This window comes from Nocardiopsis alkaliphila YIM 80379, from assembly GCF_000341005.1.
In the GTDB taxonomy this organism is placed as follows: domain Bacteria; phylum Actinomycetota; class Actinomycetes; order Streptosporangiales; family Streptosporangiaceae; genus Nocardiopsis; species Nocardiopsis alkaliphila.
Map to the genome: position 1 here is coordinate 37,225 of NZ_ANBD01000047.1, position 19,254 is coordinate 56,478.

Genomic DNA, 19,254 nt, shown 5'->3' on the forward strand with positions numbered 1-19,254 from the left:
CATGCCGCGCAAGGGCCCGGCGCCGAAGCGCCCGCTCATCAACGACCCGGTTTACGCCTCGCCGCTCGTCACCGCACTGATCAACAAGGTGCTGCTGGACGGCAAGCGCTCCATCGCCCAGAGCGTCGTCTACGACGCCCTCGAGGGTGCTCGCGAGAAGACCGGCCAGGACCCGCTCGTCATCCTGAAGCGCGCCCTGGACAACGTCAAGCCCGCGCTCGAGGTCCGCAGCCGCCGCGTCGGTGGCGCGACCTACCAGGTGCCGGTCGAGGTTCGCGCCTCCCGGTCCACCACGCTGGCCCTGCGCTGGCTGGTCTCCTACTCGCGTCAGCGCCGTGAGAAGACGATGACCGAGCGACTCATGAACGAGTTGGTCGATGCCAGCAATGGCCTCGGAGCGGCTGTCAAGAAGCGTGAGGACACGCACAAGATGGCCGAGTCGAACAAGGCCTTCGCCCATTACCGCTGGTAAAGCGGCTGGATCGAACAGACCGAAGGACGACGAGCCTCATGGCTAAGACGACTTTGCTTGACCTGGCCAAGGTCCGCAACATCGGCATCATGGCCCACATCGACGCGGGCAAGACCACGACGACCGAGCGGATCCTCTACTACACGGGTGTCAACCACAAACTCGGCGAGACGCACGACGGCGCCTCGACGATGGACTGGATGAAGGAAGAGCAGGAGCGGGGTATCACCATTACCTCGGCTGCGATCACCGCCCAGTGGAACGACAACACCATCAACATCATCGACACACCCGGCCACGTCGACTTCACGGTCGAGGTCGAACGGTCCCTGCGTGTCCTGGACGGTGCTGTCGCCGTCTTCGACGCCAAGGAAGGTGTCGAGCCCCAGTCGGAGCAGGTCTGGCGTCAGGCCGACCGGTACGGCGTGCCCCGTATCTGCTTCGTCAACAAGATGGACAAGATCGGTGCCGAGTTCCAGCGCTGCGTCGACATGTTCCGGGAGCGCCTCGGCGCGAACGCCATGCCGATCCAGTTGAACATCGGCGCCGAGAGCGAGTTCAAGGGCGTCATCGACCTCGTCAAGATGAAGGCCTACGTCTGGAGCGACGACACTCCGCTGGGTGAGATGTACGACACCGTCGACATCCCCGACACCCACGTCGAGGCCGCTCGCGAGGCCCGTGAGACCTTCATCGAGACGCTGGCCGAGGCCGACGACGAGATCATGGAGATGTACCTCGAGGGCCAAGAGCCCACCGAGGAGCAGCTGGTGGCCGCGATTCGTCGCGCCACCATCGCCGGCACCGCCGTGCCCGTCGTCTGCGGCACCGCCTTCAAGAACAAGGGCGTCCAGCCCCTGCTCGACGCGGTCACCGCTTACCTCCCCTCCCCGTTGGACGTCGAGGCCATCGAGGGCCACGACCCCAAGGACGAGACCGAGGAGACCAAACTCGAGCGCAAGCCGAGCGTGGACGAGCCCTTCTCCGCCCTGGTCTTCAAGATCGCCAGCGACCCGCACCTGGGCAAGCTTTCCTACGTGCGTGTCTACTCCGGTGTCCTCGTCAGCGGTAGCCAGGTGCAGAACAGCGTCAAGGGCCGCAAGGAGCGCATCGGCAAGGTCTACCGCATGCACTCCAACAAGCGTGAGGAGATCGCCGAGGCGGGTGCCGGTGACATCGTCGCCGTCATGGGTCTGAAGGACACCACCACCGGTGAGACGCTGTGCGACCCCTCGTCGCCCATCATCCTGGAGTCCATGACCTTCCCGGCTCCGGTCATCGAGGTGGCCATCGAGCCCAAGACCAAGAGCGACCAGGAGAAGCTGGGCATCGCGATCCAGCGCCTGGCCGACGAGGACCCCTCCTTCCAGGTGGCCACGGACGAGCAGACCGGTCAGACCGTGATCTCCGGTATGGGTGAGCTGCACCTGGAGGTGCTGGTCCACCGCATGCGTGACGAGTTCAAGGTCGAGGCCAACATCGGTAAGCCCCAGGTGGCCTACCGTGAGACCATTCGCAAGAAGGTCGACGGGCACGTCTACACCCACAAGAAGCAGACCGGTGGTTCGGGTCAGTTCGCCAAGGTCAAGATCGACCTGGAGCCGCTGGAGTCCGAGGACGGGACCGCTTCGGGCTACGAGTTCGTCAACGCCGTCACCGGTGGCCGCATCCCGCGGGAGTACATCCCCTCGGTCGACGCCGGTTGCCAGGAGGCCGCGGAGCTGGGTGTGCTCGCGCACTACCCGCTCGTCGGCATCAAGGTGACGCTGACGGACGGTCAGTACCACGAGGTCGACTCTTCGGAGATGGCCTTCAAGACCGCCGGTTCGATGGCCTTCAAGGAGGCCGTCAGGCTGGCGAAGCCGACTCTGCTGGAGCCGGTCATGGCCGTGGAGGTCACCACGCCCGAGGACTACATGGGCGACGTGGTCGGTGACCTGAACTCCCGCCGTGGACAGATCCAGTCCATGGACGAGCGTTCCGGTGTCCGCCTCGTCAGGGCCCTGGTACCCCTCTCGGAAATGTTCGGCTACGTGGGTGATCTGCGCAGCCGTACGCAGGGTCGAGCCAACTACTCGATGGTGTTCGACTCCTACGCGGAGGTTCCGTCCGCTGTCGCCCAAGAAATTGTGGCGAAGGTTCGCGGCGAATAGTCGCGAACACGTAACCCGGCTGTTCCCCGTACCCGCGGGGTTGGACCACAGTCAGATAGATCTGTACGTCTAGGAGATTTCCAGTGGCGAAGGAAAAGTTCGAGCGGACCAAGCCGCACGTCAACATCGGCACCATCGGTCACATTGACCACGGCAAGACCACGCTGACCGCTGCCATCAGCAAGGTGCTGCACGACGCGTACCCGGAGCTGAACCCGTTCACCCCGTTCGACGAGATCGACAACGCTCCTGAGGAGCGCGAGCGCGGTATCACCATCGCGGCCTCCCACGTGGAGTACGAGACCGAGCAGCGTCACTACGCTCACGTCGACTGCCCCGGTCACGCCGACTACGTGAAGAACATGATCACGGGTGCGGCCCAGATGGACGGTGCGATCCTGGTCGTGGCCGCCACCGACGGCCCGATGCCGCAGACCAAGGAGCACGTCCTCCTGGCCCGCCAGGTCGGCGTTCCGGCCATCGTCGTCGCCCTGAACAAGGCCGACATGGTCGACGACGACGAGATCTTCGAGCTCGTCGAGCTCGAGGTCCGCGAGCTGCTCAGCGAGTACGAGTTCCCCGGTGACGACACTCCCGTCACCAAGGTTTCGGCTCTGAAGGCCCTGGAGGGCGACGAGACCTGGGGCAAGTCCGTCCTGGAGCTCATGTCCACCGTGGACTCCTTCGTTCCGGAGCCCGAGCGTGACACCGACAAGCCGTTCCTGATGCCGATCGAGGACGTCTTCTCGATCACCGGTCGCGGCACCGTCGTCACCGGCCGCATCGAGCGCGGTATCGTCAACGTGAACGAGACCGTCGACATCGTCGGCATCAAGGAAGAGAAGCAGACCACCACCGTCACCGGTGTGGAGATGTTCCGCAAGCTGCTCGACCAGGGCCAGGCCGGTGACAACGTCGGTCTGCTCCTGCGCGGCACCAAGCGCGAGGACGTCGAGCGCGGCCAGGTCGTGATCAAGCCCGGCACCACCACCCCGCACACCGAGTTCGAAGGCCAGGTCGTCATCCTGTCCAAGGACGAGGGTGGCCGCCACACGCCGTTCTTCAACAACTACCGTCCGCAGTTCTACTTCCGCACCACCGACGTCACCGGCGTCGTGACGCTGCCGGAGGGCACCGAGATGGTCATGCCCGGTGACAACACCGAGATGACCGTCCAGCTCATCCAGCCGGTCGCCATGGAAGAGGGCCTGAAGTTCGCCATCCGTGAGGGTGGCCGGACCGTGGGCGCGGGTCGCGTCACCAAGATCCTCAAGTAGTACACACGCTGGGGTGGTTCCTCACGGAGCCGTCCCAGCGTGGTGGGTGGGCCGCCCTCGCGCGGCCCACCCACCACACTGACAAGACGTCATCGGGCTCTGTGACGGTGACGCACCGCAGGGGCAAGCCCTGTTGCGGTTTCTCAAGGGAATAGGGGCTCAAGGCCAAGACGCCGGCGGATTCGCCGACGGGCCTGGGCGTCTGTGACCGGAACTGCTCACCGTTACGGACACTGAAGCGAAGGACGAACAGGCCACATGGCGGGACAAAAGATCCGCATTCGGCTAAAGGCCTATGACCACGAGGTCATCGACAGCTCGGCGAAGAAGATCGTTGAGACCGTGACGCGAACTGGCGCACAGGTCGCGGGCCCGGTGCCGCTGCCGACGGAGAAGAACGTTTACTGCGTCATCCGATCGCCGCACAAGTACAAGGACTCGCGCGAGCACTTCGAGATGCGCACTCACAAGCGGCTGATCGACATCATCGACCCGACCCCGAAGACGGTCGACTCGCTCATGCGACTCGATCTTCCGGCCGGCGTTGACATCGAGATCAAGCTGTAAGGACGCACAGACATGGCTACCAAGCAGATCAAGGGAGTTCTGGGCGAAAAGCTCGGCATGACCCAGGTCTTCGACGAGTCGGGCCAGATGGTGCCCGTTACCGTCCTGAAGGCCGGTCCGTGTGTCGTGAGTCGCATCCGGACTCCGGACACCGATGGTTACTCCGCCATCCAGCTCGGCTACGGTCAGATCAACCCGCGCAAGGTCAACAAGCCCCTGGGCGACTACCTGCGCAAGCACGAGCTGACCCCGCGCCGTCACTACGTGGAGGTTCGCACCTCCGACGCCTCCGAGTACACGCTCGGCCAGGAGGTCGACGCGGCCACGTTCGAGATCGGCCAGAAGGTCGACGTCACGGGCAAGAGCAAGGGTAAGGGCTTCGCCGGTGTGATGAAGAGGCACGGTTTCGCCGGTCTCTCCGCCTCACACGGTACGCACCGCACCCACCGCGCGCCCGGCGCCATCGGCGGCTGCGCCACGCCCGGCCGCGTTTTCAAGGGCATGCGGATGGCCGGACGCATGGGCAACGTGCGCAAGACCGTCCAGAACCTGACCGTTCACTCCGTGGACGCGGAGAAGGGCCTCATCCTCGTGAAGGGTGCCGTGCCCGGTCCCAACGGCGGTCTGGTGCTCGTCCGCACCGCTGTGAAGGGGGACAAGTAAGTCATGGCCCAGATCGAGGTCAAGAACCCCGAGGGCGGCTCCAAGGGCAGCGTCGAGCTTCCCGAGAGCGTCTTCGCCCAGCAGGTCAGCATTCCGCTGATCCACCAGGTCGTGAACGGTCAGCTGGCCGCCGGCCGCCAGGGCACCCACGCCACCAAGACCCGCGGCGAGGTCCGCGGTGGTGGTCGCAAGCCCTACCGCCAGAAGGGCACCGGTCGCGCCCGTCAGGGCTCGATCCGCGCTCCGCAGTACACCGGTGGTGGCGTCGTTCACGGCCCCCAGCCGCGTGACTACTCGCAGCGGACCCCGAAGAAGATGAAGGCCGCCGCTCTGCGTGGCGCCCTCTCCGACCGAGCCAACCACGGCCGTATCCACGTCATCAGCCACTTCGTGGCCGAGGACACCGGCAGTAAGCTCACCCAGACCGCTCTGAAGGCGCTGCGCCAGGTCACCGAGTCCGACAAGGTTCTCGTCGTCCTGGCTCGTGAGGACGAGCACAACCGGCGCGCCCTGCGCAACCTCGAAGAGGTCCACATCCTCGACGCGGACCAGGTGAACACCTACGACGTCCTGTACTCGGACGACGTGGTCTTCACCGAGGCGGGTTACGCCGAGTTCCTGGCCCACGCGACCGGTGCCTCGAAGACCGCTGAGTCCGAGGAGGACGACCAGTGAGGATCGCCGACCACCGGGACATCATCATCGAGCCGGTGATCTCCGAGAAGAGCTACGGGCTCATGGACGAGAACAAGTACACGTTCATCGTTCGCCCGGACGCCAACAAGACCCAGATCAAGATCGCGATCGAGAAGATCTTCGAAGTGAAGGTCACCGGCGTGAACACGATCAACCGGAAGGGCAAGCGCAAGCGCACCCGCTTCGGTTACGGGAAGCGTCCTGACACCAAGCGCGCGATCGTCAGCCTCGCAGAGGGTGACCGTATCGACATCTTCGGTCAGTGATCTTCCGGGTCTGACCGCTACACACCAAGTAACACGTAAAGGAATGCGCGAAGAAGATGGGCATTCGTAAGTACAAGCCGACGACGCCGGGTCGTCGCGGCTCCAGCGTGAGCGACTTCGTCGAGATCACGCGCTCGGAGCCGGAGAAGTCCCTGGTTCGTCCACTCCACTCCAAGGGCGGTCGCAACGGCCACGGCCGGATCACCGCTCGTCACCAGGGTGGCGGTCACAAGCGTGCCTACCGCGTGATCGACTTCCGTCGTCACGACAAGGACGGCGTGCCGGCCAAGGTCGCTCACATCGAGTACGACCCCAACCGCACCGCTCGTATCGCTCTGCTCCACTACGTGGACGGGGAGAAGCGCTACATCCTGGCGCCCGCCGGCCTCAAGCAGGGCGACAAGGTCGAGAACGGCCCCCAGTCCGACATCAAGCCGGGCAACTGCCTCCCGCTGCGCAACATCCCCACGGGTACGTTCGTGCACGCGGTCGAGCTGAAGCCTGGTGGTGGCGCCAAGCTGGGCCGTTCCGCCGGATCCCAGATCCAGCTCCTGGCCAAGGAGGGCAACTACGCCACGCTGCGTATGCCCTCCGGCGAGATGCGCATGGTGGAGATCTCCTGCCGTGCCACGATCGGCCAGGTCGGCAACGCCGAGCAGTCCAACATCAGTTGGGGCAAGGCCGGCCGCTCGCGGTGGAAGGGCAAGCGCCCGTCCGTCCGTGGTGTGGTCATGAACCCGGTCGACCACCCGCACGGTGGTGGTGAGGGCAAGACCTCCGGTGGTCGTCACCCGGTCAGCCCCTGGGGCAAGAAGGAAGGCCGGACCCGGGCCAAGAACAAGGCCAGCGACAAGCTCATCGTGCGGCGTCGGCGTAGCGGTAAGAAGAAGCGGTAAGGAGCACGTCTGATGCCACGTAGCCTTAAGAAGGGTCCCTTCGTCGACGACCACCTCATCAAGAAGGTGGAATCGCAGAACGAGAAGGGGACCAAGAACGTCATCAAGACGTGGTCCCGGCGGTCCATGATCGTCCCGGAGATGATCGGTCACACGATCGCCGTCCACGACGGCCGCAAGCACGTTCCGGTGTTCGTGTCGGAGTCGATGGTCGGCCACAAGCTCGGTGAGTTCGCTCCCACGCGTACTTTCCGTAGCCACGTCAAGGAAGACCGCCGTAGCCGCCGTTAGCGGTTGCAGCAGTTGTAAGAATCATTTTCTCCACGGTGAGTGGGGAAGAAATTTTCCGTGAGCGAGGGAAAAAGCGATGGGAACGAGGGCACAGGCGCGGTTCGTCCGCGTTACGCCCCGCAAGGCTCGCCGGGTGGCGGACCTTATTCGCGGGTTGCCCGCTGACGAGGCGCAGGCGGTGCTCCGGTTCGCTCCCCAGTCGGCGAGTGAGCCCGTTGGCAAGGTGCTGGCTAGCGCCATCGCCAACGCTGAGCACAATGACAAGCTGGACCGCGAGACCCTGGTGGTCGAACGCGTGTGGGTGGACGAAGGTCCGACCCTGAAGCGTATTCGTCCCCGCGGCTTCGGCCGGGCTTTCCGAGTCACCAAGCGCACGAGCCACATCACCGTGGTCGTCGCTGAGGACGCGGGCGTCTCGTCCAAGAGCAAGGAAAGGACCCGATAGTGGGGCAGAAGATCAACCCGCACGGGTTCCGCCTCGGCATCACCACCGACTTCAAGAGTCGCTGGTACGCCGACAAGTCCTACAAGGACTATGTCAAGGAAGACGTCGCGATCCGTCGGATGCTGACCCGTGGCATGGAGCGCGCGGGCATCTCCAAGGTCGAGATCGAGCGCACCCGTGACCGTGTTCGCGTGGACGTCTACACCGCCCGGCCGGGCATCGTCATCGGCCGCCGCGGTGTGGAGGCCGACCGGATCCGTACGGACCTGGAGAAGCTGACCGGCAAGCAGGTGCAGCTGAACGTCTTCGAGGTGAAGAACCCCGAGATCGACGCGCAGCTCGTCGCCCAGGGCGTCGCTGAGCAGTTGAGCAGCCGCGTGGCCTTCCGTCGCGCGATGCGCAAGGCCATGCAGAGCGCGATGAAGAGCGGTGCCAAGGGCATCCGTATCCAGTGCGGTGGACGCTTGGGTGGGGCCGAGATGTCCCGCTCCGAGTTCTACCGTGAGGGTCGCGTCCCGCTGCACACCCTGCGCGCCGACATCGACTACGGCTTCTTCGAGGCCCGTACGACGTTCGGTCGCATCGGTGTCAAGGTGTGGATCTACAAGGGCGACGCCCCTGTGACCCGCGCCGAGCGTGAGGCCGCCCAGGCCGCGCAGCGCACCGCCGGTGGCGGCCAGCGTCGTGAGCGCCCGCAGCGTCGCCGTCGTGGTGGCGGTGCCGGTGGCGGCCAGCAGAACACCGAGGCCAAGGCCGGCGCTTCGGCCGAGGCTCCGAAGACCGAGGGGAGCTGACCCGTGCTTATTCCTCGTAAGGTCAAGTACCGCAAGCAGCACCACCCGGACCTTCGTGGCAAGGCCAAGGGCGGAACCACCGTCAGTTTCGGTGAGTTCGGCATCCAGGCCCTGGAATCGGCCTACGTGACGAACCGGCAGATCGAGTCCGCTCGTATCGCCATGACGCGTCACATCAAGCGTGGCGGCAAGGTGTGGATCAACATCTTCCCGGACCGTCCGCTGACGAAGAAGCCCGCCGAGGTCCGCATGGGTTCCGGTAAGGGTTCACCCGAGTGGTGGGTCGCGCCGGTCAAGCCCGGTCGCGTGATGTTCGAGCTGTCGGGCGTGCCCGAGGCCGTGGCCAAGGAGGCCATGCGTCGTGCGATGCACAAGCTCCCGATGAAGTGCAAGTTCGTTAAGCGGGAGGGTGAGTGATGGCGAAGTCCGTGACTGCCCACGAGCTGCGTGACCAGTCCGTCGAGGACCTGGTCACCAAGCTCAAGGAAGCCAAGGAAGAGCTCTTCAACCTCCGCTTCCAGGCCGCCACCGGCCAGCTCGACAACCACAGCCGTCTTCGGACGGTCAAGCGCGAGATCGCGCGGATCTACACGGTCCTGCGCGAGCATGAGCTGGGCATCGTCCCGCTGTCTGGTGAGTCGGCGCAGGAGTCGAAGGAAGCAGCCGAATGAGTGAGAACCAGACCGCGACCCGCAACTACCGCAAGGTGCGCGAGGGCTACGTCGTCAGCGACAAGATGGACAAGACCGTCGTTGTCGAGGTCGAGGACCGAGTCAAGCACGCCCTGTACGGCAAGGTCATCCGCCGGACGACCAAGTACAAGGCGCACGACGAGGCGAACTCCTGTGGCGTCGGTGACCGGGTCCGCATGATGGAGACCCGGCCGCTCTCCGCGACGAAGCGTTGGCGCGTCGTGGAGATCCTGGAGAAGGCTAAGTAACCCCGGCCTGTCGGCGGCCGACGACGTTCGTCGGCCNNGTGCGGCAGTGGACCGCACGCATCACATCAGGAGCAGACGTGATTCAGCAGGAGTCGCGACTCAAGGTCGCCGACAACACGGGTGCCAAGGAGATCCTTACCATCCGTGTTCTCGGTGGCTCGGGTCGGCGCTACGCCGGGATCGGTGACACCATCGTTGCCACGGTGAAGGACGCCCTGCCTGGCGCTGGGGTCAAGAAGGGCGACGTCGTCAAGGCCGTTATCGTGCGCACCGCCAAGGAGCGCCGCCGGCCCGACGGCTCCTACATCCGCTTCGATGAGAACGCTGCCGTGCTCATCAAGGACGGTGGGGACCCGCGAGGCACCCGCATCTTCGGCCCGGTCGGCCGTGAGCTGCGTGACAAGAAGTACATGCGCATCATTTCGCTGGCGCCGGAGGTGCTCTAAGCGATGAAGATCAAATCTGGCGACGAGGTCATCGTTCTCGCCGGCAAGGACAAGGGTGCCACAGGCAAGGTCGTCAAGACCCTGCCCAAGGACGACCGTGTCATCGTCGAGGGCGTCAACCTGGTCAAGAAGCACAGGAAGGCCAACCCGGCCGGCGGCGAGCAAGGCGAGGTCGTCACCAAGGAGGCCCCGATCCACGTGAGCAACGTTGCGCTCGCCGTGGACGGCAAGGCCACCCGGGTCGGCTACCGCTTCGAGGAAGACGGAACCAAGGTTCGCGTCTCCCGTCGCACCGGTAAGGACATCTGATGACGGTTACCAACGACATCACCGCCCCTCCGATGCCGCGGCTCAAGGAGAAGTACCGCAACGAGATCGTCGCGGGCCTCAAGGACGAGTTCGGCATCGAGAACATCATGCAGGTCCCCGGTCTGACCAAGATCGTGGTGAACATGGGTGTGGGCGAGGCGGCTCGTGACGCGAAGCTGATCCAGGGCGCGATCGCCGACCTGTCGGCGATCACCGGGCAAAAGCCCAAGATCAACCGGGCCAAGAACTCCATCGCGCAGTTCAAGCTGCGTGAAGGACAGCCGATCGGCGCCAGCGTGACGCTGCGCGGCGACCGGATGTGGGAGTTCCTCGACCGGATGCTCTCGCTGGCCCTGCCCCGGATCCGGGACTTCCGTGGCCTGTCCCCGAAGCAGTTCGACGGGAACGGCAACTACACCTTTGGTCTGACCGAGCAGGTCATGTTCCACGAGGTGAACCCAGACAAGGTTGACCGGCAGCGTGGGATGGACATCACCGTCGTCACCACCGCCACGACCGACGACCAGGGCCGCAGCCTGCTCAAGCGGCTCGGTTTCCCGTTCAAGGAAGCCTGAGGGGTTCAACAATGGCTAAGAAGTCCCTGATCGCGAAGGCGAACCGGAAGCCGAAGTTCGGCGTTCGGGCGTATACTCGATGCTCGCGGTGCGGCCGCCCGCGTGCCGTCTTCCGGAAGTTCGGCCTGTGCCGTATCTGCTTCCGCGAGATGGCGCACCGGGGCGAGCTGCCCGGTATCACCAAGTCGAGCTGGTAGTTTCCGGCGGGGCCGACCAGACGCTCCCAGCGTGGTCGGCTCCCGCCGCGCGTCACCCTCTCGGTGGCTCGACGTAGGAACCACCGCCCTCCGGGGCGGTGGCGAAAAGCAACATTCATTCACCAGGGCACGGCAGTCCCCAGCGGACCGCGGTGCCCACGACCACGCCGAAGGTCCGTTTGCGTACTTGGTGGGGGAGACCCCGCTCAAGGCAGGCTCTGGGAAGGCCCGCACTCGGAAACCGCGGTGAGGAAGGGCCAGTCGGCCATGACGATGACCGACCCGATCGCAGACATGCTGACGCGTCTGCGTAACGCGAATTCGGCTTACCACGACACCGTGACGATGCCGTATTCCAAGATCAAGGCGCACATCGCCGAGGTCCTCCAGCACGAGGGCTTCATCCAGGGGTGGCGGACCGAGGAGGCCACCGTCGGCCGGAACCTCGTCCTGGACCTGAAGTACGGTCCCACGCGTGAGCGTTCCATCGCCGGCATCCGCCGTGTCTCCAAGCCCGGTCTGCGGGTGTACGCGAAGAAGGACAACCTGCCTCGCGTGCTGGGTGGCCTCGGTGTGGCCATCATTTCGACGTCCGGCGGCCTGATGACTGACAAGCAGGCCAAGAAGCGTGGCGTGGGCGGCGAAGTCCTCGCTTACGTCTGGTAATAGGGAGAGACGAAAAGCATGTCGCGTATCGGTCGACTGCCGCTCTCGGTCCCCAAGGGCGTCGAGGTCACAATCAACGGGCAAGACGTCACTGTCAAGGGGCCGAAGGGCGAACTGAAGCACACGATCACCGAGCCGATCACCGCCTCCGTGGAGGACGGGGTCGTCACGGTGTCTCGCCCCGACGACGAACCGGAGAACCGATCACTGCACGGGCTGACCCGTTCGCTGATCGCCAACCTGGTCGAGGGCGTATCCAAGGGCTTCTCCAAGACCCTGGAAATCCACGGTGTGGGTTACCGCGTTCAGGCCCGCGGCTCCAATCTGGAGTTCTCGCTGGGCTTCAGCCACCCCGTCGTGATGGAGCCGCCGGCAGGCATCTCCTTCCGGGTCGAGAAGCCGACCGTCCTCCACGTGGAGGGCATCGACAAGCAGCTGGTGGGCCAGGTCGCCGCGAACATCCGCGGTCTGCGCAAGCCTGACCCGTACAAGGCCAAGGGCGTGCGGTACCAGGGTGAGCACATCCGCCGCAAGGCCGGAAAGGCTGGTAAGTAGGCATGGGCATCACCGTGAGCCGCAAGCGCACCGCGAAGGCCACCACCGCTCGCAAGCGTCGCCACTTCCGTGTGCGCAAGAGGGTCGTGGGCACCGCCGAGCGTCCCCGCTTGGCCGTTTTCCGCTCCTCCAAGCACATCGTCGCGCAGGTCATCGACGACACCAAGGGTCACACCCTGGTCGCGGCCTCCAGCGTCGAGCCGGACCTGCGTGGCAGCGAGGGCAGCAAGTCCGACAAGTCCGTCAAGGTCGGGGAGCTCGTCGCGCAGCGCGCGAAGGAGGCCGGTATCAGCAAGGTCGTCTTCGACCGTGGTGGTAACCGCTACGCCGGCCGCATCGCGAAGCTCGCCGAGGCGGCACGCGAGGGTGGGCTGGACTTCTGATGACCTCTGTACTGGCCAAGAACAACCACGAGAAGAGGAACCACTGATGGCTGCAGCACCGCGGCGCGGCGCCGGTGGCGAGCGGCGTGATCGCCGTGACGATCGCCGCGGCGGCGCCGCAGACAAGGGTGTCTCCTACATCGAGAAGGTCGTGACCATCAACCGGGTCGCGAAGGTCGTCAAGGGCGGCCGTCGCTTCTCCTTCACCGCGCTCGTCATCGTCGGTGACGGCAACGGCATGGTGGGTGTCGGTTACGGCAAGGCCAAGGAAGTTCCGGCCGCCATCGCCAAGGGTGTGGAGGAGGCGAAGAAGAACTTCTTCCGCGTCCCCCGTATCCAGGGCACGATCACGCACCAGATCCAGGGTGAGGACGCCGCGGGTGTCGTCCTGCTGCGTCCGGCGGCCCCGGGTACCGGTGTGATCGCCGGTGGTCCGGTCCGCGCCGTCCTGGAGTGCGCCGGTATCCACGACGTCCTGAGCAAGTCGCTCGGTTCGTCCAACCCGCTGAACATCGTGCACGCCACGGTGGCGGCTCTGAAGGGCCTCAACCAGCCCGAGGAGATCGCCGCCCGTCGTGGTCTGCCGATCGAGGACGTCGCCCCGGCCGCCATGCTGCGCGCTCGCGCTGAGGCGAAGGCAGGAGCCTGATCATGGCCAAGATCAAGATCACGCAGACCGGCTCCAAGATCGGTGGCAAGGAGAAGCAGCGCGCTGCCCTCCAGTCGCTGGGCCTGGGTCGGATCGGTAAGTCCACCGTCCGTGAGGACCGCCCTGAGGTTCGCGGGCAGATCACGATCGTCTCGCACCTCGTCACTGTCGAGGAGGTCGCAGAATGAGCGACTACAGCCCCGACGAGCCGCTCAAGCTCCACCACCTGCGTCCCGCCCCGGGCGCCAACAAGGCCAAGGTCCGTAAGGGCCGTGGTGAGGCGTCCAAGGGTAAGACCGCTGGTCGCGGTACCAAGGGCACCAAGGCTCGTAACACCGTTCGTCCCGGCTTCGAGGGTGGGCAGATGCCCCTCATCCGCCGGATCCCCAAGCTCAAGGGCTTCAGCAACGCCCTGTTCAAGACGACCTACCAGGTCGTCAACCTGGACAGGCTGAGCGAGCTCTACCCCGAGGGTGGCGAGGTCACCGTCGAGGACTTGGCCGCCAAGGGCGCGGTTCGCAAGAACCAGCCGGTCAAGGTGTTGGGCTCGGGTGAGATCTCCGTCGCCGTGCAGGTGAGCGTGAACGCGTTCTCCGCATCGGCCAAGGAGAAGATCACCGCGGCCGGTGGCACCATCACCGAGCTGTAGGGACCGCACTCCCAGATGCGCACAGAGGGCGTCCGTCCGGCAGGATTCGTGAAGATCCGCTGGTCGGACGCCCTCACGCGTTGTGAGTGTTGATCGTTATGCCTCACGAACCCTGTTGTTGGGTGATGACTGTTACAGTGCCATCTGTTTGAGCTCCCAGCTTGACGTAATGTGAGTACTTCCGAGCAACGGGCGACGTGCCCGCTGCTGACGTTCTACGACGATTCAGGATCGGCCGCGATGTCTGGAACCCGTTCCGCCGCCGAAGCCGCGCAGGAGGAGACGTGCTAGGTGCGTTCGTTCGTGCATTCCGCACGCCCGACCTGCGCAATAAGCTGCTGTTCACATTGTTCATCCTGACCCTCTTTCGCCTGGGGTCCGTGATCCCGGCACCGGGTATCGACTCGGCGGCGATCAGGGAGCAGATGGAGACCATCACCGCGAGCGACCAGAGCGGTGTCTACGCGCTGGTCAACCTCTTCAGCGGTGGCGCGCTCCTGCAACTGGCGGTGTTCGCGCTCGGGGTCATGCCGTACATCACCGCGAGCATCATCATCAACCTGCTGACGGTGGTCATTCCCCGCCTCGAAGCCCTCAAGAAGGAGGGCCAGGCCGGGCAGAGCAAGATCACTCAGTACACCCGCTATCTCACCCTCATGCTGGCGGTCCTACAGGCGACCAGCATCGTGGCCATGGCCCGGACCGGTGCGCTCTTCCAGAACGCCATTCCGGTCTCCTCCTACATGCCCAACCAGGACATCCTCACCTTGGTGACCATCGTCTTCACGATGACGGCGGGTACCGCCATCATCATGTGGATGGGCGAGCTCATCACCGAACGCGGTGTGGGCAACGGCATGTCGCTGCTCATCTTCACCCAGGTCATCGCGGTCTTCCCGTCCTCGATCATGGGTCTGTACGAGGAGCGTTCCGTTTGGATCTTCACCATCATCTGCATCGCCGGTCTGGCCCTGATCACCGCCGTGGTGTTCATGGAGCAGGCTCAGCGCCGTATCCCGGTGCAGTACGCCAAGCGGATGGTGGGCCGTCGAATGTACGGTGGCAGCTCCACCTACATCCCTTTGAAGGTCAACCAGGCGGGCATCATCCCCGTGATCTTCGCCTCCTCCCTGCTGTACCTTCCGCAGCTGATCGTCGGCCTGTTGGGTCAGGACTCCACCCATCCGGTGGCGCAGTTCTTCCAGACCTACTTCCTCACCGGCACTCACCCCGTGTACATGCTGACCTTCTTCGTCATGATCGTCGGCTTCGCGTTCTTCTACGTGGCGATTACCTTCAACCCCACTGAAGTCGCCGACAACATGAAGAAGTACGGTGGGTTCATCCCGGGTATCCGACCAGGGCGTCCGACCGCCGAGTACCTCGATCACGTGCTCACTCGACTGACGACACCCGGCTCTCTGTACCTGGGTGTGATCGCTCTCCTGCCGATGGTCGCTCTCGGCGCCACTGGTGCCGACATGAACTTCCCCTTCGGCGGGACGAGCATCCTGATCATGGTCGGTGTCGGGCTGGACACGGTGAAGCAGATCGAGAGTCACCTCCAGCAGAGGAACTACGAAGGTTTTCTTCGATAAATGCGCGCAGTATTGGTGGGGCCGCCTGGGGCCGGCAAAGGCACCCAGGCCCAGATCCTCGCGGAAGAGTTGTCGATCCCGAAGGTGTCCACCGGTGACATCTTCCGGGCCAACGTCAGTGGCGGTACCGAACTCGGCAAGAAGGCCAAGGAGTTCATGGACCGTGGTGACCTCGTCCCCGACGAGGTGACCAACGCCATGGTCAAAGATCGTCTGGCCCAGAGTGACGCGGTGGAGGGTTTCCTGCTCGACGGGTTTCCCCGCAACGTCCCCCAGGCCGAGACGCTCAGGACCATACTCGCCGACCTGGACACGAGCCTGGACGTCGTGCTGGAGCTGAAGGTCGACGAGGAGGAGGTCGTCAGACGACTCTCCGGTCGTCGGTCCTGCCCCGAGTGCGGCCGGGTCTACCACGTCGAGTACGACGCTCCCAAGGAGCCGGGCAAGTGCGACAACGAGGGCGCTGAGCTGTACCAGCGCGAGGATGACCGTGAGGAGACCATTCGGCACCGCCTCGAGGTCTATCGCGAGCAGACCGCCCCGCTGGTCGAGTTCTACACCGGTGAGGGCCTGCTGGCCACCATCTCGGCCACGGGCCCCGTGGCCGAGGTGACGGCACGGGCCAAGGCGGCCATCGACGAGAAGAAGCGGTCGGCGGCCTGATGTTTCGTAAGGCGGATCCGGACGTGCAGATCAAGACGCCGGAACAGATCGCCAAGATGAGGGCGGCGGGTCAGGTCGTGGCCCGTGCTCTGGACGCCCTCCGGGCCGCTGTGCGGCCCGGGGTGTCCACCCTGGAGTTGGACTCGGTCGCCGAGAAGGTGATCCGCGACGCCGGGGCCATCCCTTCGTTCAAGGGGTACCACGGTTTTCCCGGTTCGATCTGCGCCTCGGTGAACGAAGAGGTCGTGCACGGGATTCCGAGCGCCGACCGTGTCCTGTCCGACGGGGACATCATCTCCATCGACTGCGGGGCCATCCTCGACGGCTGGCACGGCGACTCCGCGGTCACGCTCGCGGTGGGCCAGGCCCGTACCGAGGACCTGGCGATGATGGAGGTCTGCGAGGAGTCCATGTGGCAGGGGATCGCCGCGATGGTTCCGGGTGGACGTCTGGGCGACATCGGTTACGCGATCGCCGGTCACATCGCCGAGAACGGTGGTTACGGCAACGTGCGCGAGTACGGCGGCCACGGCATCGGTACCCAGATGCACATGGACCCGCACGTGCTCAACTACGGCAAGCGGGGCAAGGGTATGCGGCTCCGTGAGGGTATGTGCCTGGCCATCGAACCGATGACCACGATCGGTGAACACCACGTGGTGGAGCTCGACGACGGCTGGACCGTGGTCACTCGGGACGGTGGGCGGGCCGCCCATTTCGAACACACCGTCGCGATCACCGCGCAGGGGCCGATGGTACTGACCGCGCGCGAGGATAATCGCGATAAAATCACACAGATGGGGTTCGTCCAACCGACCTGGTGACGGCGGGCCCGCCCCGCCCGTCGGCGATGGTGGAGCAGGCCGGCGCTGGTGGGGTGGTGACCACACACGGGTGGAGAGGCGAGGTACGCGCGATGTCCGACCCGGTGCCCTCGATGCGTTCGTCCGATTCCGAACGCGACCGTGTCGCGCGGTTGCTCCAGGAGCACTTCGCGCAGGGACGATTGGATCACGAGGAGTTCACCGAACGCCTCGGTCGGGTGTACAAGTCCAAAACCATGGACGAGCTCGCTCAGGTCACTTCGGACCTTCCCGAACGGGATCTGGCCGATGTCGGCCGGGCGGCCCGGGTCGAGGCCGGCGTGGCGGTGCCCCCGCTGCGCTTGCGCGACCCCGCGCTGATGGTGCCGTGGTGGCTTTATGGTGGCGTCAACGTCTTGTGCTTCGCCATTTGGCTCATCGTCTATCTGACCACTGGTGCCGCTTATCCGTGGTTCCTGTGGGTGCTGGGTCCCTGGGGTGTCGTGATGGCCGTGGTGACCTTCGGGATCTTGGTGGCCCAACGTGGTGTCGAGAACCAGGGCGAACGATAGGCGGGCGCGCGAGACGCACGATGTCATACAGCCCCGCGGTCAGGAGTACTTGCCGAGAGGGGATAGACTGACACTGCCCATACGCGGGCTGTTGGGTCAGTCTGCCTTCTTTGTGGCACGTCTTCACATCGACGTAAGCCTTGCAGTTGGCCTGAACTTCCAGTGTGTCCCGGCGCCGGCGACACGGTGTGTCCGTGGTCGCCGGGGCCGTCGCGTCATGCGAGGGACCACTCAGGTCGCGTCGGGTTGTCCTGATCAACCAAATCGATGAGCGAGGCGTGGAGGACATGGCAAAGAAAGACGGCGCCATCGAGATCGAGGGTTCCGTTGTCGAGTCCCTACCCAACGCTATGTTCAAGGTAGAGCTCGACAACGGGCACCAGGTTCTTGCCCATATCAGCGGCAAGATGCGGATGAACTACATCCGTATTCTTCCCGACGACCGTGTCGTCGTGGAGCTGAGCCCGTACGACCTCACGCGCGGGCGCATCGTTTACCGCTACAAGTAGCCCGTCCGGGGCCGCATGGCCCGAGACTGGTGATGGATGAGTTCGGAGTCACCATGAAGGTCAAGCCGAGCGTGAAGAAGATCTGCGCGAAGTGCCGCGTGATTCGTCGTAACAGCCGGATCATGGTCATTTGCTCGGACCCGCGGCACAAGCAGCGCCAGGGCTAGTCAGCTCAGGTCCGCCTGCCGCGACTTCCGCGTCGTGAACGCCCGGACAAGGGGATTTCCTCTCCGACCGGGCTTGTGAAACCACGAAAACCTGTTCCGATCTTCCGCCCGTTGGGGGTGGGAGAGAACCCTCGGTCGGAGGCCGAGGCCTCGTCGATTGGGCGACGGGAGGATGGAACGGGTCAGACCTCCGCGAATACATGGATGGAGTTTCGCCCACATGGCACGTATTGCCGGCGTCGACCTCCCTCGCGACAAGCGGGTGGAGATCGCTCTCACGTACGTTTTCGGGGTTGGCCGTACCCGCGCCCTCGAAACACTGAAGAACACCGGTGTCGACGGGAACACTCGCGTTCACCAGCTGTCCGAAGAGGACCTGGTCAAGCTGCGCGAGTGGATCGACGCCAACTACCAGGTCGAGGGTGACCTGCGACGCGAGGTCCAGGCCGACATCCGTCGCAAGATGGAGATCGGTAGCTACCAGGGCATCCGGCACCGTCGTGGTCTCCCGGTGCGTGGTCAGCGCACGCAGACCAACGCCCGTACCCGTAAGGGCAAGAAGAAGACCGTGGCCGGCAAGAAGAAGGCCGGCAAGAAGTAGTCCGCCTCGGACCTGTCAACCGCGTCCGAGAAGACATACACGGACCGATGATCTCTGGGAGTTTCACTCATGCCGCCTAAGGGCCGTCAGGGTGCAGCGCGCAAGGTGCGCCGCAAGGAAAAGAAGAACATTGTTCACGGACATGCTCACATCAAGAGCACGTTCAACAACACGATCGTGAGCATTACCGACCCCACCGGTGCGGTGGTCTCGTGGGCCAGTTCGGGCCAGGTCGGTTTCAAGGGGTCGCGTAAGTCCACCCCCTACGCCGCTCAGATGGCCGCCGAGGCCGCCGCCCGTCGTGCCCAGGAGCACGGTGTCCGCAAGGTCGACGTCTTCGTGAAGGGCCCGGGCTCGGGTCGCGAGACCGCCATCCGTTCGCTGCAGGCGACCGGCCTCGAGGTGGGCTCCATCCAGGACGTCACGCCGGTTCCGCACAACGGCTGGCGCCC

The 19,254-nt window shown here is 64.7% G+C and carries 32 protein-coding genes; all 32 read left to right on the forward strand.

Features of this window, described 5'->3' with window-relative positions; all coding sequences use genetic code 11:
• Nucleotide 1 precedes the first annotated feature (1 nt).
• Nucleotides 2-472, forward strand: coding sequence for a 30S ribosomal protein S7 (gene rpsG / locus D472_RS0107540; protein WP_017603879.1), 471 nt, complete (start codon nucleotides 2-4; stop codon nucleotides 470-472).
• A gap of 38 nt (nucleotides 473-510) precedes the next feature.
• Nucleotides 511-2,625, forward strand: coding sequence for an elongation factor G (gene fusA, locus D472_RS0107545; RefSeq protein ID WP_033303342.1), 2,115 nt, complete (start codon nucleotides 511-513; stop codon nucleotides 2,623-2,625).
• A gap of 83 nt (nucleotides 2,626-2,708) precedes the next feature.
• Nucleotides 2,709-3,902 carry an elongation factor Tu gene (gene tuf / locus D472_RS0107550; RefSeq protein WP_017603881.1) on the forward strand — a complete coding sequence of 398 codons (1,194 nt, stop codon included), beginning with the start codon at nucleotides 2,709-2,711 and terminating at the stop codon, nucleotides 3,900-3,902.
• Between the two features lie 258 nt (nucleotides 3,903-4,160).
• Nucleotides 4,161-4,469: a 30S ribosomal protein S10 gene (gene rpsJ / locus D472_RS0107555; RefSeq protein WP_014908366.1), complete on the forward strand. Its 309-nt coding sequence runs from the start codon at nucleotides 4,161-4,163 to the stop codon at nucleotides 4,467-4,469.
• Nucleotides 4,470-4,481: 12 nt separating this feature from the next.
• Nucleotides 4,482-5,132 (forward strand): 50S ribosomal protein L3, encoded by a 651-nt coding sequence (rplC, locus tag D472_RS0107560; protein ID WP_017603882.1) that lies wholly within the window; start codon nucleotides 4,482-4,484, stop codon nucleotides 5,130-5,132.
• Nucleotides 5,133-5,135: 3 nt separating this feature from the next.
• The gene (gene rplD / locus D472_RS0107565; protein ID WP_017603883.1) at nucleotides 5,136-5,807 is read left to right on the forward strand and encodes a 50S ribosomal protein L4; all 672 of its coding nucleotides are present in this window, start codon (nucleotides 5,136-5,138) and stop codon (nucleotides 5,805-5,807) included.
• Complete coding sequence (rplW, locus tag D472_RS0107570) at nucleotides 5,804-6,094, forward strand: 50S ribosomal protein L23 (protein WP_017603884.1); 291 nt, start codon at nucleotides 5,804-5,806, stop codon at nucleotides 6,092-6,094. The genes rplD and rplW overlap by 4 nt, the downstream gene beginning before the upstream one ends.
• 56 nt (nucleotides 6,095-6,150) lie before the next feature.
• Nucleotides 6,151-6,990: a 50S ribosomal protein L2 gene (rplB, locus tag D472_RS0107575; protein WP_017603885.1), complete on the forward strand. Its 840-nt coding sequence runs from the start codon at nucleotides 6,151-6,153 to the stop codon at nucleotides 6,988-6,990.
• A gap of 12 nt (nucleotides 6,991-7,002) precedes the next feature.
• Nucleotides 7,003-7,281: a 30S ribosomal protein S19 gene (rpsS, locus tag D472_RS0107580; RefSeq protein ID WP_013156115.1), complete on the forward strand. Its 279-nt coding sequence runs from the start codon at nucleotides 7,003-7,005 to the stop codon at nucleotides 7,279-7,281.
• A gap of 76 nt (nucleotides 7,282-7,357) precedes the next feature.
• Nucleotides 7,358-7,726 (forward strand): 50S ribosomal protein L22, encoded by a 369-nt coding sequence (gene rplV / locus D472_RS0107585; protein WP_017603886.1) that lies wholly within the window; start codon nucleotides 7,358-7,360, stop codon nucleotides 7,724-7,726.
• Nucleotides 7,726-8,520: a 30S ribosomal protein S3 gene (rpsC, locus tag D472_RS0107590; protein ID WP_017603887.1), complete on the forward strand. Its 795-nt coding sequence runs from the start codon at nucleotides 7,726-7,728 to the stop codon at nucleotides 8,518-8,520. Before rplV ends, rpsC begins: the two co-directional genes overlap by 1 nt.
• Nucleotides 8,521-8,523: 3 nt before the next feature.
• A complete protein-coding gene (gene rplP / locus D472_RS0107595; RefSeq protein WP_017603888.1) occupies nucleotides 8,524-8,937 on the forward strand; it encodes a 50S ribosomal protein L16 in 414 nt (137 codons plus the stop codon).
• Nucleotides 8,937-9,191 (forward strand): 50S ribosomal protein L29, encoded by a 255-nt coding sequence (rpmC, locus tag D472_RS0107600; RefSeq protein WP_017603889.1) that lies wholly within the window; start codon nucleotides 8,937-8,939, stop codon nucleotides 9,189-9,191. Before rplP ends, rpmC begins: the two co-directional genes overlap by 1 nt.
• Nucleotides 9,188-9,460 (forward strand): 30S ribosomal protein S17, encoded by a 273-nt coding sequence (gene rpsQ / locus D472_RS0107605; RefSeq protein WP_014909496.1) that lies wholly within the window; start codon nucleotides 9,188-9,190, stop codon nucleotides 9,458-9,460. Before rpmC ends, rpsQ begins: the two co-directional genes overlap by 4 nt.
• Nucleotides 9,461-9,537: 77 nt before the next feature.
• A complete protein-coding gene (gene rplN, locus D472_RS0107610) occupies nucleotides 9,538-9,906 on the forward strand; it encodes a 50S ribosomal protein L14 (RefSeq protein ID WP_017603890.1) in 369 nt (122 codons plus the stop codon).
• 3 nt (nucleotides 9,907-9,909) lie between these two features.
• Nucleotides 9,910-10,215 carry a 50S ribosomal protein L24 gene (gene rplX, locus D472_RS0107615; RefSeq protein WP_017603891.1) on the forward strand — a complete coding sequence of 102 codons (306 nt, stop codon included), beginning with the start codon at nucleotides 9,910-9,912 and terminating at the stop codon, nucleotides 10,213-10,215.
• The gene (gene rplE / locus D472_RS0107620; protein ID WP_017603892.1) at nucleotides 10,215-10,790 is read left to right on the forward strand and encodes a 50S ribosomal protein L5; all 576 of its coding nucleotides are present in this window, start codon (nucleotides 10,215-10,217) and stop codon (nucleotides 10,788-10,790) included. The genes rplX and rplE overlap by 1 nt, the downstream gene beginning before the upstream one ends.
• Before the next feature lie 11 nt (nucleotides 10,791-10,801).
• Nucleotides 10,802-10,987, forward strand: coding sequence for a type Z 30S ribosomal protein S14 (locus D472_RS0107625; RefSeq protein WP_014912578.1), 186 nt, complete (start codon nucleotides 10,802-10,804; stop codon nucleotides 10,985-10,987).
• Nucleotides 10,988-11,254: 267 nt separating this feature from the next.
• Complete coding sequence (gene rpsH, locus D472_RS0107630) at nucleotides 11,255-11,653, forward strand: 30S ribosomal protein S8 (protein WP_017603893.1); 399 nt, start codon at nucleotides 11,255-11,257, stop codon at nucleotides 11,651-11,653.
• An 18-nt stretch (nucleotides 11,654-11,671) separates the two neighbouring features.
• A complete protein-coding gene (gene rplF, locus D472_RS0107635; protein WP_017603894.1) occupies nucleotides 11,672-12,208 on the forward strand; it encodes a 50S ribosomal protein L6 in 537 nt (178 codons plus the stop codon).
• Between the two features lie 2 nt (nucleotides 12,209-12,210).
• Nucleotides 12,211-12,591, forward strand: coding sequence for a 50S ribosomal protein L18 (gene rplR, locus D472_RS0107640; protein ID WP_017603895.1), 381 nt, complete (start codon nucleotides 12,211-12,213; stop codon nucleotides 12,589-12,591).
• A gap of 46 nt (nucleotides 12,592-12,637) precedes the next feature.
• Nucleotides 12,638-13,240, forward strand: a complete 603-nt coding sequence (gene rpsE / locus D472_RS0107645; RefSeq protein ID WP_017603896.1) for a 30S ribosomal protein S5 — start codon at nucleotides 12,638-12,640, stop codon at nucleotides 13,238-13,240.
• A gap of 2 nt (nucleotides 13,241-13,242) precedes the next feature.
• Complete coding sequence (gene rpmD / locus D472_RS0107650; RefSeq protein ID WP_017603897.1) at nucleotides 13,243-13,428, forward strand: 50S ribosomal protein L30; 186 nt, start codon at nucleotides 13,243-13,245, stop codon at nucleotides 13,426-13,428.
• Nucleotides 13,425-13,889, forward strand: coding sequence for a 50S ribosomal protein L15 (gene rplO, locus D472_RS0107655; RefSeq protein WP_017603898.1), 465 nt, complete (start codon nucleotides 13,425-13,427; stop codon nucleotides 13,887-13,889). The genes rpmD and rplO overlap by 4 nt, the downstream gene beginning before the upstream one ends.
• A 284-nt stretch (nucleotides 13,890-14,173) precedes the next feature.
• Nucleotides 14,174-15,487 carry a preprotein translocase subunit SecY gene (gene secY, locus D472_RS0107660; RefSeq protein WP_017603899.1) on the forward strand — a complete coding sequence of 438 codons (1,314 nt, stop codon included), beginning with the start codon at nucleotides 14,174-14,176 and terminating at the stop codon, nucleotides 15,485-15,487.
• Nucleotides 15,488-16,150 carry an adenylate kinase gene (locus D472_RS0107665; RefSeq protein WP_017603900.1) on the forward strand — a complete coding sequence of 221 codons (663 nt, stop codon included), beginning with the start codon at nucleotides 15,488-15,490 and terminating at the stop codon, nucleotides 16,148-16,150.
• Entirely contained in the window at nucleotides 16,150-16,974 is an 825-nt protein-coding gene (map, locus tag D472_RS0107670; RefSeq protein WP_017603901.1) for a type I methionyl aminopeptidase, read from the forward strand. Before D472_RS0107665 ends, map begins: the two co-directional genes overlap by 1 nt.
• 92 nt (nucleotides 16,975-17,066) lie before the next feature.
• Complete coding sequence (locus tag D472_RS0107675) at nucleotides 17,067-17,525, forward strand: DUF1707 SHOCT-like domain-containing protein (RefSeq protein ID WP_017603902.1); 459 nt, start codon at nucleotides 17,067-17,069, stop codon at nucleotides 17,523-17,525.
• Between the two features lie 287 nt (nucleotides 17,526-17,812).
• A complete protein-coding gene (infA, locus tag D472_RS0107680) occupies nucleotides 17,813-18,034 on the forward strand; it encodes a translation initiation factor IF-1 (RefSeq protein WP_013156135.1) in 222 nt (73 codons plus the stop codon).
• A 53-nt stretch (nucleotides 18,035-18,087) separates the two neighbouring features.
• On the forward strand, nucleotides 18,088-18,201 hold the full coding sequence (gene rpmJ / locus D472_RS0107685; protein WP_026117481.1) for a 50S ribosomal protein L36: 114 nt from the start codon (nucleotides 18,088-18,090) through the stop codon (nucleotides 18,199-18,201).
• A 220-nt stretch (nucleotides 18,202-18,421) separates the two neighbouring features.
• Nucleotides 18,422-18,802 (forward strand): 30S ribosomal protein S13, encoded by a 381-nt coding sequence (gene rpsM / locus D472_RS0107690; RefSeq protein ID WP_017603904.1) that lies wholly within the window; start codon nucleotides 18,422-18,424, stop codon nucleotides 18,800-18,802.
• A gap of 69 nt (nucleotides 18,803-18,871) precedes the next feature.
• Nucleotides 18,872-19,254: 30S ribosomal protein S11 (gene rpsK / locus D472_RS0107695; RefSeq protein WP_033303352.1), on the forward strand; the 383-nt coding region annotated here is incomplete at its 3' end.

Bases quoted from the DNA above. Each gene is read 5' to 3' on its own strand.
- rpsG (WP_017603879.1), top strand. From the start codon at position 2: ATGCCGCGCAAGGGCCCGGCGCCGAAGCGCCCGCTCATCAACGACCCG.
- fusA (WP_033303342.1), top strand. From the start codon at position 511: ATGGCTAAGACGACTTTGCTTGACCTGGCCAAGGTCCGCAACATCGGC.
- rpsJ (WP_014908366.1), top strand. From the start codon at position 4,161: ATGGCGGGACAAAAGATCCGCATTCGGCTAAAGGCCTATGACCACGAG.
- rplC (WP_017603882.1), top strand. From the start codon at position 4,482: ATGGCTACCAAGCAGATCAAGGGAGTTCTGGGCGAAAAGCTCGGCATG.
- rplD (WP_017603883.1), top strand. From the start codon at position 5,136: ATGGCCCAGATCGAGGTCAAGAACCCCGAGGGCGGCTCCAAGGGCAGC.
- rplB (WP_017603885.1), top strand. From the start codon at position 6,151: ATGGGCATTCGTAAGTACAAGCCGACGACGCCGGGTCGTCGCGGCTCC.
- rpsS (WP_013156115.1), top strand. From the start codon at position 7,003: ATGCCACGTAGCCTTAAGAAGGGTCCCTTCGTCGACGACCACCTCATC.
- rplV (WP_017603886.1), top strand. From the start codon at position 7,358: ATGGGAACGAGGGCACAGGCGCGGTTCGTCCGCGTTACGCCCCGCAAG.
- rpmC (WP_017603889.1), top strand. From the start codon at position 8,937: ATGGCGAAGTCCGTGACTGCCCACGAGCTGCGTGACCAGTCCGTCGAG.
- rpsQ (WP_014909496.1), top strand. From the start codon at position 9,188: ATGAGTGAGAACCAGACCGCGACCCGCAACTACCGCAAGGTGCGCGAG.
- rplX (WP_017603891.1), top strand. From the start codon at position 9,910: ATGAAGATCAAATCTGGCGACGAGGTCATCGTTCTCGCCGGCAAGGAC.
- rplE (WP_017603892.1), top strand. From the start codon at position 10,215: ATGACGGTTACCAACGACATCACCGCCCCTCCGATGCCGCGGCTCAAG.
- D472_RS0107625 (WP_014912578.1), top strand. From the start codon at position 10,802: ATGGCTAAGAAGTCCCTGATCGCGAAGGCGAACCGGAAGCCGAAGTTC.
- rpsH (WP_017603893.1), top strand. From the start codon at position 11,255: ATGACGATGACCGACCCGATCGCAGACATGCTGACGCGTCTGCGTAAC.
- rplF (WP_017603894.1), top strand. From the start codon at position 11,672: ATGTCGCGTATCGGTCGACTGCCGCTCTCGGTCCCCAAGGGCGTCGAG.
- rplR (WP_017603895.1), top strand. From the start codon at position 12,211: ATGGGCATCACCGTGAGCCGCAAGCGCACCGCGAAGGCCACCACCGCT.
- rpsE (WP_017603896.1), top strand. From the start codon at position 12,638: ATGGCTGCAGCACCGCGGCGCGGCGCCGGTGGCGAGCGGCGTGATCGC.
- rpmD (WP_017603897.1), top strand. From the start codon at position 13,243: ATGGCCAAGATCAAGATCACGCAGACCGGCTCCAAGATCGGTGGCAAG.
- rplO (WP_017603898.1), top strand. From the start codon at position 13,425: ATGAGCGACTACAGCCCCGACGAGCCGCTCAAGCTCCACCACCTGCGT.
- D472_RS0107665 (WP_017603900.1), top strand. From the start codon at position 15,488: ATGCGCGCAGTATTGGTGGGGCCGCCTGGGGCCGGCAAAGGCACCCAG.
- map (WP_017603901.1), top strand. From the start codon at position 16,150: ATGTTTCGTAAGGCGGATCCGGACGTGCAGATCAAGACGCCGGAACAG.
- D472_RS0107675 (WP_017603902.1), top strand. From the start codon at position 17,067: ATGTCCGACCCGGTGCCCTCGATGCGTTCGTCCGATTCCGAACGCGAC.
- infA (WP_013156135.1), top strand. From the start codon at position 17,813: ATGGCAAAGAAAGACGGCGCCATCGAGATCGAGGGTTCCGTTGTCGAG.
- rpmJ (WP_026117481.1), top strand. From the start codon at position 18,088: ATGAAGGTCAAGCCGAGCGTGAAGAAGATCTGCGCGAAGTGCCGCGTG.
- rpsM (WP_017603904.1), top strand. From the start codon at position 18,422: ATGGCACGTATTGCCGGCGTCGACCTCCCTCGCGACAAGCGGGTGGAG.